The sequence below is a fragment of the Silvimonas amylolytica genome (assembly GCF_014645555.1).
Lineage (GTDB): Bacteria > Pseudomonadota > Gammaproteobacteria > Burkholderiales > Chitinibacteraceae > Silvimonas > Silvimonas amylolytica.
Genome location: NZ_BMLY01000003.1, coordinates 410,746 through 422,528, shown reverse-complemented (window position 1 = coordinate 422,528; position 11,783 = coordinate 410,746). Strand labels below are relative to the sequence as shown.

General features: G+C 58.0%; 11 protein-coding genes. 6 read left to right on the top strand and 5 right to left on the bottom strand.

The genetic code is table 11. The features are described 5' to 3' along the window. Positions 1-19 precede the first annotated feature (19 nt). Both IEX44_RS11665 and IEX44_RS11660 read left to right on the top strand, forming a co-directional pair. Positions 20-877 (top strand): fumarylacetoacetate hydrolase family protein, encoded by an 858-nt coding sequence (locus tag IEX44_RS11665; RefSeq protein WP_188693589.1) that lies wholly within the window; start codon positions 20-22, stop codon positions 875-877. Between the two features lie 50 nt (positions 878-927). Beyond that, the gene (locus tag IEX44_RS11660) at positions 928-1,620 is read left to right on the top strand and encodes a VTT domain-containing protein (RefSeq protein ID WP_229679000.1); all 693 of its coding nucleotides are present in this window, start codon (positions 928-930) and stop codon (positions 1,618-1,620) included. A 54-nt stretch (positions 1,621-1,674) separates the two neighbouring features. Here IEX44_RS11660 and IEX44_RS11655 read toward each other — a convergent pair whose 3' ends face one another. After that, positions 1,675-3,219 carry an MFS transporter gene (locus IEX44_RS11655; protein ID WP_188693583.1) on the bottom strand — a complete coding sequence of 515 codons (1,545 nt, stop codon included), beginning with the start codon at positions 3,217-3,219 and terminating at the stop codon, positions 1,675-1,677. Positions 3,220-3,393: 174 nt separating this feature from the next. Between IEX44_RS11655 and IEX44_RS11650 the strand changes: the two genes are divergently transcribed. Further along, entirely contained in the window at positions 3,394-4,014 is a 621-nt protein-coding gene (locus IEX44_RS11650) for a TetR/AcrR family transcriptional regulator (RefSeq protein ID WP_188693580.1), read from the top strand. A 23-nt stretch (positions 4,015-4,037) separates the two neighbouring features. Here IEX44_RS11650 and IEX44_RS11645 read toward each other — a convergent pair whose 3' ends face one another. From IEX44_RS11645 to IEX44_RS11635, 3 genes are all read right to left on the bottom strand, one after another. Next, positions 4,038-4,304, bottom strand: a complete 267-nt coding sequence (locus tag IEX44_RS11645; protein ID WP_184097189.1) for a hypothetical protein — start codon at positions 4,302-4,304, stop codon at positions 4,038-4,040. 283 nt (positions 4,305-4,587) lie between these two features. Then, positions 4,588-7,602, bottom strand: a complete 3,015-nt coding sequence (locus tag IEX44_RS11640) for a sensor histidine kinase (protein WP_188693577.1) — start codon at positions 7,600-7,602, stop codon at positions 4,588-4,590. Positions 7,603-8,088: 486 nt separating this feature from the next. Beyond that, entirely contained in the window at positions 8,089-8,805 is a 717-nt protein-coding gene (locus tag IEX44_RS11635) for a response regulator transcription factor (RefSeq protein WP_188693574.1), read from the bottom strand. Positions 8,806-9,218: 413 nt separating this feature from the next. On the opposite strand from IEX44_RS11635, the gene IEX44_RS11630 reads away from it, so the two are divergent. The 3 genes from IEX44_RS11630 to IEX44_RS11625 all read left to right on the top strand — a co-directional run bounded on the left by IEX44_RS11630 (position 9,219) and on the right by IEX44_RS11625 (position 10,614). Beyond that, positions 9,219-9,842, top strand: coding sequence for a response regulator (locus IEX44_RS11630; RefSeq protein WP_188693572.1), 624 nt, complete (start codon positions 9,219-9,221; stop codon positions 9,840-9,842). A 29-nt stretch (positions 9,843-9,871) separates the two neighbouring features. Continuing rightward, positions 9,872-9,994, top strand: coding sequence for a hypothetical protein (locus IEX44_RS21200; RefSeq protein WP_268238902.1), 123 nt, complete (start codon positions 9,872-9,874; stop codon positions 9,992-9,994). Between the two features lie 152 nt (positions 9,995-10,146). Beyond that, positions 10,147-10,614, top strand: a complete 468-nt coding sequence (locus tag IEX44_RS11625) for a Dps family protein (protein ID WP_184097165.1) — start codon at positions 10,147-10,149, stop codon at positions 10,612-10,614. Positions 10,615-10,692: 78 nt separating this feature from the next. On the opposite strand, the gene IEX44_RS11620 is transcribed toward IEX44_RS11625, so the two are convergent. Next, on the bottom strand, positions 10,693-11,703 hold the full coding sequence (locus IEX44_RS11620; RefSeq protein WP_188693568.1) for a nucleoid-associated protein: 1,011 nt from the start codon (positions 11,701-11,703) through the stop codon (positions 10,693-10,695). Positions 11,704-11,783 lie beyond the last annotated feature (80 nt).

Genomic DNA, 11,783 nt, shown 5'->3' with positions numbered 1-11,783 from the left:
CTTTGCTGGAAAACACTTTATGAAACTGTTGCGATACGGCCCGCTGGGCCATGAAAAACCCGCCGCGCTGGATGCCCATGGCCAGATCCGTGATCTTTCCATGCTGCTACCTGATCTCACCGGCCAGCAACTGGACCCCATCACCCTCAACGCGCTGGACGCCATTGACCTCACACGCTTGCCGGCAGTGGATAGCAAAGTGCGTATTGGCTGCCCGGTCGCAGGCGTTGGCAAGATCATTTGTGTCGGGCTCAATTACGCAGATCACGCCCGCGAATCTGGCCTGGAACCGCCACCCGAGCCCGTGCTGTTCATGAAGCCAGCCAGTTCTATCGTCGGCCCGAATGACAACGTGGTGATCCCGCGCGGTTCGGTCAAAACCGACTGGGAGGTGGAACTGGGCGTGGTGATCGGCACAACAGCAAGTTATGTCGATGAAGCCGAGGCGCTCAATCACGTTGCGGGTTATGTGGTGATCAATGACGTGTCAGAGCGGGAGTTCCAGCTAGAGCGCGCTGGTCAGTGGGACAAGGGCAAAGGTTGCGATACCTTCTCCCCGATCGGGCCGTGGCTGGTCACGCGTGATGAAGTGGCAGACCCGCACCAGCTGAATTTGTGGTTAGAGGTCAACGGTCGCCGCGTGCAAGACAGCAGTACCGCGCAGTTTATTTTCGGCATCCCCAAGCTGGTGTCGTACATCAGCCAGTTCATGACACTCCACCCTGGCGACATCATCAGCACTGGCACCCCACCGGGGGTCGGTTTGGGCCAGAAGCCATCGCCCTGGTATCTGAAAGCGGGCGACACCATGCGGTTGGGCATAGCGGGGCTGGGCGAGCAACAACAAACGCTGGTGGCATGGTCGCGGGCAGACTGACTGCCCTGAGCGCAGGTCAGCCGGTATACTGCTGACCCGCCAGGCCGGCTATGATCGGAACTGATTCACCCGCCCTTGACCCGACCGACCTGACATCGACCATGAACTGGACACAACTCCTCGACATCAGCCTGCATTTTGATCAGCACCTGGGTGGGCTGATTCTGCAATACGGCGCTGCGGTGTATGCCCTGTTGTTTGCCATTGTGTTCTGTGAAATCGCGTTCTTGCCGCTGTTCTTTTTGCCTGGCAATCCAATGATCATGCTGTGCGGCGCGTTCTGCGCGCGTGGGCTACTGAGTGTACTGGTGATGATCCCGCTGTTGTTTGCCGCTGTGGTGCTGGGCAGCCTGGTGAATTACCGCATTGGCCGAAAACTTGGATATACCTTGCTGGCCAAAGATCACGCGTGGCTAGACCGCTCTGCCTTGCAAAAAGCACATGCTTTCTACGAAGCCCGCGGCGGCGCGACATTTTTGATCTCACCTTTTCTGGGCATGATCCGCACACTGGCTCCCTTTGTGGCGGGCATGAGCGCCATGACGCCGCGCCGTTTTGTGTCGTACGTGGCAGGTGGTGGTGCATTGTGGAGTGGCAGCCTTGTGACCGCCGGCTATTTCTTTGGCAATGCGCCATTCTTGCGCGATCACATGGGCACGCTGACTCTTCTCGGTGTGGTACTGGGGCTGAGTATCCTGATTGTCAGCAGCGGCTGGCGTTTGATCAAAACCCATTTGCCTTGAGACTTTCGCAATAAAAAAAGCCCGCTCAGGCGGGCTTTTTTTATTGGCTGCGATTTATTCGACGCATTCAGTTGCAGGCACCAGTTGCGGTGCAATGTGCGGGTGTACCGGCGCACGCCGCAGTGTAAAGAACGCCACCAGCCCGGCTGACAGGGTCAAACCAGCCAGCACCCAGGTCACCAGATGGAACGCCTCCCCATACAAACGCAGCCAGTTGTTGTGCGTCACCTGCGGCAAGATCTGGCTAGCGCCGGCCAAGTCGCCTGTGGCAAGCGCATTGCCCAGATCGACCACCGGCAAGGCGCTGCCCACATGCTGCGTGATCACGACTTGCAACAGGGCAGCCAGCACAGCGGCAACCACAGCCAGTGCGATCGATTCACTGGCCAGACGTACCGTAGCAAAAAAACCCGCCGCCATGCCCGCCCGCTCTTTGGGCACAACGCTAATGGCCAGATCATCCATCAAGCCCCAAGGCAGGCTGGCGCCCAAACCGATCAGCAACAACGGCAGGACAAAATCTGCATGCGCCGCACCCGGTGCAATTTGCCCGAGCCAGACAAGGCCCGCAGCAGAGCACGTAAATCCGATCAGGCACAGCGTACTGGCAGCCACCCACCGCGTGGCCAGCGCACCCAGCAAGGGCACGATCAGCATCGGCGCAGAGAGCGGCACCATCATCAAACCGGCTGTGACCGGGTTGTAGCCTTCAATGCCGATGAAACGCACCGGCAACATCACCAAAGGCACCACAAAACTGAATGCCGTGCCCGAAGGCAGCGCCTGCGCGCCAATGAAACGGGCATTGCGAAACAAGGATAGATCCAGCATCGAGCGCGGATGCGTACGTTCTACCTGGATAAACACGGCCAGCGCTGTCACGGCCCCGCCCAGCATCAACAGGGTTGGCCAGCTCGCCCAGCCGCTTTGCGGGCCTTGCAAAATACCCAGTGTCAGCAATAGCAGCGTGGCGGTAAAGGTCACCGTACCCCACACATCCACACCCTTGGCATTGGGATCACGGGATTCTGGCATGCGCGGCACGCCAAACAGCAGCACCAGGACGGATATCACCACGCAAGTCAGAAAGATCGCCCGCCAGCCCAAACTATCAATCAAGAACCCTGCCCACAGCGGCCCCACCGCCAGCCCGGCACCGAAGCTGGTGCCCAGCAGTGAATACGCATGCGTGCGCGCTGGCCCGTCAAACACATGGGCGAGCGACGCCGAACCGCCAGCCATGGCCATGGCAGCGGCCACACCCTGCAAGGCACGCAGCACGTTTAACGCAAACAGACTGGGCACAAACACCTGGCCAAGCGAGATCAAGCCAAACGCAATCACGCCCAAAGTAAACATGCGCTTGCGACCAAAGCGGTCCGCCAGCGCACCCGCGGCCATCACGGCACTACCAAAGGCCAGAATGAAGATATTGACGACCCAGGCCAGCGATAATGCGCTACCTCCCAGATCATGACTGATTGCTGGCAGCGCAATGCCGGGCGCGGTAAACGCCAGTGGCATCATCATGCCGGCAAGGCAAACTGCGGCCAGCACCAGCCATTTGCCACGTGGCTGAGCTTGTGTCGGGTTTTCCATGGAGTCTCCGGGAATGCGTAAAGATGGCGTCGGACCATTTGTAAGCCAGGGTTGAAAGGCTGATCCGGCGCCGCCATAATTTTGTAGTGATCGACACAAATATAATTGCGGCATACAAATGCGGCTGTCAATCATTTTATGTATTGATCAATACAAAATTCAGGACCAACGGATATGGCAGAAAGAGGCCGCCCCCGCTGCTTTGATCGTGAAGCAGCGCTCTATAAGGCAATGGAAGTGTTCTGGCGTAACGGCTATGAAGGCGCGTCGCTGGCGCAATTGACCGAGGCCATGGGCATCAACTCACCCAGCCTGTACGCCACGTTTGGCTCAAAAGAAGCACTGTATAAAGAGGCGGTCGAGCAGTACGACGCCAATGAAGGGGCTGAAATCAACGCCAGCCTGAGTGCAGAGACGGACATCCGCACGGCGCTTTACAACGTGATGCGCATTACCGCTGAGTACTTCTCTGATCCGGATAAACCGGCTGGCTGCATGGTGTTGTTGTCGGCGCTGAACTGCACACCGGAGAACGCCAGCGTAGCCCGGCATATGTGCGATCTGCGCAAACGCTCTACCAACATCCTGCGCCAGCGTCTGTTACGGGCGCAAAAAGCCGGAGAGATCGCCGCCACAGCCAATATTGAACAATTGACCGCGTTTATTACCAGCGTGCGCCAGGGGATGTCGATCCAGGCGCGGGATGGCGCGGATCGTGACGCGCTGATGGGGATTGCAAACGCCACGCTGACTGCGTGGGACGCGCTCTGTAGCACGCCAGCCACGCCAGCCTGAGGAACGCAACGGCGGTCTCGGGATCAGTGCAGAATCTGCTGGCGCATGCCGATGTCGGTCACCATGCCGTCATCATTCATACGGACAAACATGCCCAAAAGACGCTCGGCATCGGCCTGAAGCGAGGAATCCATGCGGGCCAGATCGCCCTGATGCAGCCAGCGAATACCAAACGCGGCATCTTCACGTGCCTGTTGGACCAGGTGTTCAATGATGGCAGCCGGCACACGCAGTACTTGCTTGTGAATGGCGGCAGAGTCGGTCATACGAAAGCGGGTACGGGTTTGCATGGCGGGTTCCTCGTGTAGAACAATCGTTCTATACATTCTTAACCAGCATTTCCCCATGCCGCAAGCATTATTTACGTAAATCCCGCTTATTTTTCTAACATCATGATTAAAAAGAATATTTATTTTTAATCATCATCACAAAAACCCACATCTGCCACAAAATTCTGGCACCAATAACTGAGGGATCATTTGTCAATCAGCCGAACCCTCGTTCTACGATTGTACTGGTGATACACGGGGTTTGGTGCAGCGCGGTCCGCATGGGCACCGGCTCGAAATCAGCTCAATCGACTGGGGGTAGCGACCCGGATTGCGATGCAGTCCGCCGCTTGAATAGCATTCGCCACGCTCGCAAAACCCAGCCTGGCGCGAGATAAACCTTGTGACCGGGGATAGCCACCGTGACTTGCGTACCTGCGCCTGGCTGGGTTTCGATAAACAGTACACCACCTAATTTTTGTGCACGCTCTCGCATGCCCGGAATCCCCCAGTGGCCTTCGCGCTGGTCTTGTAACAGTTCAAAGTCGGGGATACCACGCCCGCCATCGCGCACTTCACAAATCAAAAAGCTCCGGCTGTATTCCAGCTGAACTTCAATAAACTGCGCCCCCGCGTGGCGCGCCGCGTTGACCAGGGCTTCGCGCACAATGGCAAAGATTTCTGCCGCTGCGCCCTCACGCAAGGGGCGACGTTCAGTGCCACAAGAGACAAAAATATCAATGCCATACTGGCGCGTCAGGTGCGTCGCCAGTTCTTTCAGCGCGTGCGAGAGTTCATATTTCAGTTCGCTACCGCTGCGCAGGTCTCGGACCTGATCACGCCCCTGACTCAACAGTTGTTCGGCATGATTGAGCGAGTCTTCGATCATGGCCTCGCCGCGCTCGAAATCCGTCCGCATGTAGCGCGTGGCCGTGTTGACGCTCAGGATCAGTCCCTGCACACCTTGCAGCAGTGTGTCGTGCAGCGCACGGGCAATCCGTTCGCGCTCTTGTACCCGTTCATGAATACGCTCACGCATGCGGGCAGTCAGGTAACGCACTCGCCACAGGTAAAGCAACCCAGCCAGCAGTAACAAACCCAACGCCATCAGTACAATAAACCAGCGGCTTTGCACAAAGGTGGGCGGAATATAGAAGTCGATGCTGGCCCCTGCGATGTTCCAGACATCATCTTCATTGGCGGCGATCACGGTAAACCGGTAGTTACCTGGCGCCAGGTTGGTATAAAAAGCCTCCCGCCGGTTGCCCGCGTCCTGCCAGGTGGCATCAACACCCGTGAGCTGGTATTTGAAATGCATGCGCTGCGGGAGCGTGAGGCCCAGCGCAGTAAAACTGATTTGCACATTGCGGGTATTGCGCGGCAGCGAGACATTGTCGTCATCGCGGTAGACCACATCGTCGGCTTTCAGACCGGTAACAAGTACGGGCGGCATGGTGTTGTTGCGGCGGATATGTGCCGGGTCCAGCCAGCCCACGCTGTCATCTGTGGCATACCAGATGCGGCCATCGGAGGCTTCAATCAGCGAGGACACCGGGCGCAACTGCGCCGGCACGCCCACGAGGCCATTGCGGTAATCAAAACGCTCTGCGGGGACTTCAGTGAGCCCGGCCCGCAGCACTTGTTGTATCACCGCGGCGTCGATCCGGTTCAAGCCATCTACGCCGTACAGCCAGAGTTCGCCATTAGCACGCTGCACGATGCCGGACACACCCGCAAAGTTGTGTCCATCGGCATCGCGCAATGGCACGAATGTGCGCCCGGACAAACGGGCCACGCCGGTCTCTCCGCCGGCCCAGAGCACACCGTTACGCTCATACAGACTCAGCACATTGCCCAGGCTGAGGCCATCGCGCGACTCATAGTTCACGACCTTGTCGCCATCGACCATGGTGATACGGCTTTCACTAAAGCCCAACCACAGGCGGTGACGTGAATCCAGCAGCATGGAGGTCGGTGATAAATCCGGGATATCCAGCCGCCCGGCACGACGGCGCCATTCACCATCTTGCAGCAGGAACAACCCGAGCCGCGTAATCGACACCCACACGCCGTCATTGTTACCGGCCGGCGCCATCGCCATGATGGGTTTGCCCGTCATGTCTTTGGGCAAGGCCCAGAACTGCATTTCGTCGCCACGTTTGCGCCAGACACCCGTTTCTGAGCCAAACCAGACCACGTCATTGGCCGCACGCACGCTGGCTGTGATACTGGAAAGCCCTGAATAACTGAAATGCCCTTGTGGATCGAGCTCCATCAAGGAGGTGTCATGATCGCTCGTCACCCAGACCCGGCCGTTCTCCCCCGCCGTCAGCCCCGTCTGTGTGGTTCCGGGTGGCAGGATGACCTGCGTGAGCGTGCTCAGATACAAGCGATCCAGACCGCCCGTGGTGCCCACCCAGATATTGCCTTCGCGATCTTCCAGCAAGTTGCTCAGTACGTGCTCGCCACTCAAGCCATTCTGCACCGTGATCCGCGCCAGAGAATGCATGGAGTTCGGGCTATCCACGAGTTCAACTGAACCAATGCGGTTGAGTAGCATTTGTCCGTTATGCTGAAAATCCACGGTCAGCGGCCCGCTATTACTCCCTGCCGGTAATACGGGCTCGAACTGGCGACGTATCGGGTCGCAGCGCAAAAGACCAATCGAGCGACCGGCAATCCAGATGTCACCCATCGGGCTGATCGACATACTGGCGTCGGGTGAGCGGTAGACGGTAGAAAACCGCGTACCACCTGGCGTGTTGACCTGGATGTCGCCATACGCATTGACCCAGAGTGCGCCATGAAGGTCGAAAAACATCTTGGTGGCCTGCATACCGCCATAGCCGCCGTTGGGCCAGAAATGCACCCAGTGCTGGCCATCCAGCCGCCCGATCCCGCCATTGCCACCCGCGTACATCTTGCCGTCCGGGCCGCGCGCAAAGCCGAATATGGTGCCTGGCGGCAGACCATCAAGCTCGCTGAAATGGCGCACGCTTTTGCCATCGAACACGCTGGCCCGGCCATATTGATAGCCGATCCACAACGTATTGCCTTCGGCATACAAACTGGAAATCACATTGGATTTGAGCGGGTGACCACCCAGCGTGGTGATCTGCTCGAACTTGATGCCGTCAAAGCGGAACAGACCGCTGGCTGATCCCAGCCAAAGCCAGCCGTCTGCAGTCTGGGCAATGGCATTGATAAAACCAGGCGCGCCGTCAGCGTGTTTCCAGCCGGTGTGTTGATACACGGTGGTCGCCAGGTAGTTGTTTTCCTGTTCTGGCAACAAGGTACTGCCGGCATGCGCTGCCAGCATCAGGCACCATCCGCACCATAAGGTACAGCAGTGCCAGAGCACGCTCCGCCAGCGAGATGATTCACTTCTACATCGCATCAAATCTTCACCCGCCGCCCAGGAGAGGGGCGGACCGCCTCACCCGCGCCAGAAAGCGGCCGATCGGGCCGGCTCCATACGGGAGAGTTGCGTGGTTGTAATGTGGATTGGCAAAGCATGGTCTGCAAAAGTCCTGATATCCGCCTTGCCGCAAACCATTGGCCATGGCAAAGCCGTGTGGCGCCAGCCCTGGCGTTACGGCCTGTAGTCTGGGCATTTCCGGGTTTGCAGAATATAGCGAGAAAGGGGGAATTTCATAGCCCAGGCCAGCCGTGGCGGGCGCTGGGCGCGCCTGCATCGTGCCCGATGGCATCCGGCAGGAGAACTCTCTGCGCGCGCTCGTTGGCAGAAAACAACAACACCAGCCCTTTCCGCGGGCTGGTATTGTCGGCTTCTGGCGGTCCTGGGCTAGTAAGGGCTGGCGATTCCTGTACGGTCAAGACGTGGTGCCGGCATTGAGGCTAGCGCGCCAGCAGACAGCACGGGTGCGGCATGACGCAAGCCAGGCACGCCAATCAACCCGCGGGCACGGGCAATGGCAACGGCTTCAGTCCGGGTCGCGGCGCGCAGCTTGGACAAAATCGCGCTGACATGGGTTTTGATCGTGCCCGCAGAGATACCCAACGCTTCAGCAATGGCCTGATTACCGAGGCCCAATGCCACGTTCTGCAACACATCCATTTCCCGCTGGGTCAGCGCTTCGTGTCCCAGGCTATTCACCAGTTTCTGGGCAATGGATTTGCAAACATACGGGCTACCTTCGACCAGTTTTTCTACCGCTGCAATCAACTCTGGCGCATCGCAATTGCAGATCATGTAGCCATGCACACCCACGCTCATGGCCTGATGCACATCCCATTCCAGATCACGTGCGGTCATGACCAGCACGCGCGGGGCGCGAGTGGGATACCACGCACTCCCCTTGTGGCGGCGGATAAATTGCGTCGCGAAATCATAATCGGCAATCAATACGTCCGCTTTCATCATATCCAGCGAGGCTTCGCCACCGCTGGCCCGCATTCTGGCGTTAATACCAGGCACACCCGCAAGAATGGCCATCAGGCCATATGCGATGACGGGATCGCAGTGCGCTACTTCTACTTCGATTGTCATTTCGGCTCTCATGACACACTCCATTGATTAGAATTCGTTGCAAGTCCCCATCCGGCGACACGCCATCTCTGGATTCTGCTGATCCTGTCGCTGCCTCCTATCCGGCAGCCGGCTTGCCACGACGAGAAAGATACAGGTTTGTACCAAGCGGCAAATCCCGAATGCGAAGGCACTTGAAACCCCACGATCGTGCTAGCGCGCGCTGCCCTTCTGGCAGGGTGGCTGGCCCCTGCATTCGGCCGTTGGCACCGTTTATCCCCGATCAGGTTCCGCTCACGGGTCAGGTCTGTTACAAATTCCCCTGAAAGGGGTATGCCAACGTACTAACCCTTGTGTAACACTGCGCTCCGGACTAGCTCATGCTGGCCGGATCTTGCCCGGATCAACTGAGTACCCTGCAGGAACCACTGCGTTCAGGAATGGCCATGAACCCCATTACCATCATGACGGTCGATGACCACCCGCTGCTGCGTGCCGGCATTACCGGCGCGCTGGAGTTCGAACCTGATATGACCGTCGTGGCCGAAGCCGGGAACGGTCTGCAAGCGGTGGAGTTGTTTCGCGAGCATCGTCCCGACGTCACGCTGATGGATGTGCGCATGCCTGAAATGAATGGCATCAGCGCCATGACCCAGATCCGCAAGGAATACCCCGATGCCCGCATTGTGGTGCTGACCACCTACGAAGGTGACGTACAGGCGCTGCGCGCCATCAAGGCGGGCGCGGCGGGTTATCTGCTGAAAAGCATGCTGCGCAAGGAACTGATCGACACCATCCGCATGGTGCACGCCGGCCAGAAGCGCATTCCGCCAGAGATCGCCAACGAACTGGCCCACCATATGGCCGATGAAGCCTTGAGTTCGCGTGAGGTAGAAGTTCTGCGGCTGGCGGCGTCAGGTAAATCCAACAAGCGCATTGGCGGAGACCTGTTTATTTCTGAAGAAACGGTCAAGTCGCACATGACCAATATTCTTTCCAAGCTCTCAGCGACCGACCGCACACATGCGGTCACCATCGCGCTCAAGCGCGGGATTCTTGACCTGCACTGACGAAAAAACGTCCTTGATCCACAAAACCAGTGAGCGACCTGCTGGAACATGACATTGACCCCATGGTCACCGTCTTCATGAATGTCGCTCGGCGGGCAGATGAAGAACCGGGGCGCAATGTTGCCAGGCATGGCCTGATCGGCCAGTTCTGAGTCACCCCATAAGTTCGATCAAACCACCTAAAAAATTTCATAGCATGTGGCTATGACGGGCAATGGTAATTTTCATTTCCCACGCAACTTCTGCGTGCCAATAATGGACACATAGACCTTACCGTTTTCAATCCACCTCAAAGGAAAGCGTCATGGAACTTCATCTGGGTATCCCTGAAAAAGACCGCAAGGAAATTGCCGACGGTTTGTCCCGCCTGCTGGCTGACACCTACACGCTGTATCTGCAGACGCACAATTTCCACTGGAATGTCACCGGCCCCATGTTCAACACGCTGCACCTGATGTTTGAAGGGCAGTACACCGAACTGGCGCTGGCGGTAGACCTGATTGCCGAGCGCATCCGTGCACTGGGGTTTGTGGCACCGGGCACCTACAGCGCATTTGCCAAGCTGGCGCGGGTCGAGGTGGTCGAAAACGTGCCGGAAGCCACCGAGATGATCCGCATTCTGCTGAAAGGTCAGGAAACCGTAGTGCGCACCGCGCGTGAATTGCTTGATACCGTGGGCAATGTGAACGACCAGGCCACCGATGATTTGCTGACCCAGCGCCTGCAAACGCACGAAAAAACCGCGTGGATGCTGCGCGCCCTGCTGCAGTAAGCCGGCCAACGGGCCAAAGCCTGCGCCAACAAAAAGCCCCGCAATGCGGGGCTTTTTGTTGGGTATCTCAACGGACGCTCACTCGTCACCGACCAGATCTTTCCTGAGTTGCTCCGGCACGTTGTAAAGCACGATGGTGTCATTACTCTTGTTGTAGATCACGTCGCCAGAGCGGATCGCGCCCCGATCAAACTCAAGTTTCCAGCCCGGTGCCGTGGTCTTGAAACGCTTGAGAGGTTTGATCGCGCGCCGATCAGGTACAAAGCCGTCATTGAGTTGCAGGCTTTCATCGGCCAGCGTTTCGCGCATTTTTTCTGGCTCGTCCGGCCAGATTTTCTCAGCCACATCGGCAATGCTGACCGAGCGGGCATCGTTGCCCAGTTCATCCAGGTAACCGTGGGCACGCTCAAACAGTTCGTCGCGTGCAGCGTGGCCCAGTTGGGTGGTGGCCACAAAGTTTTCCAGCCCCTGCACCAGCTTTTGCGTTTCCTTAAGCGCGGTGACCACGTCATTGCACCCGAGGAAGAGCTTGAAGTACGCGGCGACATCGCCACGCCCTTTCAAAAAGCTCAGGTAACGGTCCTGCCCTTTTTGCCATGCGGTCAGATCCACGCGGCCGGCCACGCGCAGCGTGTTCATATCCAGATGCAGTGAATCGGTAATGTGCATGCCATCAGTGATGGCGGTCCCCATGACCTCAGACACCAGGGCGACCAGCAGGAAGTCGGCCTCTTCATCACGGCCGCGGGCAAACAGCACAAAACCACCGGTTGCCAGCGCTTCTTGTTCCGCGCGCAGTTGCAGTTGCGACATCATGCCGCGCGTGAGGGTGATGAAGTCGATGGATTGATCAATCACATGCGCGCGCACCAGTCCGGGCACCGCAAACTGCGTTTCATCTTCTTCAAATTTGCCAAAGCCCTTGCCCAACCGTGCCACGTACTGCTGGCACAAGTGGTCTACCAGACGTTGTCCGGCGGGCGTAACAGGCAACACGGCGTCACGTAGCGCGACGCTGGCCGGTCCGTTGGCTTCTTTGATGAGTTGATGAACGACCAGATCACGAATGGTGACGGGTTGGGTAGACATAAAACACCTGCGCAGTGGGACAAAGATAAGCAAACGGGCTGCGACGCACGCGACTGGCGCGCGCGGAACAGCCCGCCATT

What these genes read in the sequence shown, in the direction of transcription:
- IEX44_RS11665 (WP_188693589.1), top strand. Translation starts at nt 20, where the DNA reads ATGAAACTGTTGCGATACGGCCCGCTGGGCCATGAAAAACCCGCCGCG.
- IEX44_RS11660 (WP_229679000.1), top strand. Translation starts at nt 928, where the DNA reads ATGATCGGAACTGATTCACCCGCCCTTGACCCGACCGACCTGACATCG.
- IEX44_RS11655 (WP_188693583.1), bottom strand. Translation starts at nt 3,219, where the DNA reads ATGGAAAACCCGACACAAGCTCAGCCACGTGGCAAATGGCTGGTGCTG.
- IEX44_RS11650 (WP_188693580.1), top strand. Translation starts at nt 3,394, where the DNA reads ATGGCAGAAAGAGGCCGCCCCCGCTGCTTTGATCGTGAAGCAGCGCTC.
- IEX44_RS11645 (WP_184097189.1), bottom strand. Translation starts at nt 4,304, where the DNA reads ATGCAAACCCGTACCCGCTTTCGTATGACCGACTCTGCCGCCATTCAC.
- IEX44_RS11640 (WP_188693577.1), bottom strand. Translation starts at nt 7,602, where the DNA reads ATGCTGGCAGCGCATGCCGGCAGTACCTTGTTGCCAGAACAGGAAAAC.
- IEX44_RS11635 (WP_188693574.1), bottom strand. Translation starts at nt 8,805, where the DNA reads ATGAGAGCCGAAATGACAATCGAAGTAGAAGTAGCGCACTGCGATCCC.
- IEX44_RS11630 (WP_188693572.1), top strand. Translation starts at nt 9,219, where the DNA reads ATGAACCCCATTACCATCATGACGGTCGATGACCACCCGCTGCTGCGT.
- IEX44_RS11625 (WP_184097165.1), top strand. Translation starts at nt 10,147, where the DNA reads ATGGAACTTCATCTGGGTATCCCTGAAAAAGACCGCAAGGAAATTGCC.
- IEX44_RS11620 (WP_188693568.1), bottom strand. Translation starts at nt 11,703, where the DNA reads ATGTCTACCCAACCCGTCACCATTCGTGATCTGGTCGTTCATCAACTC.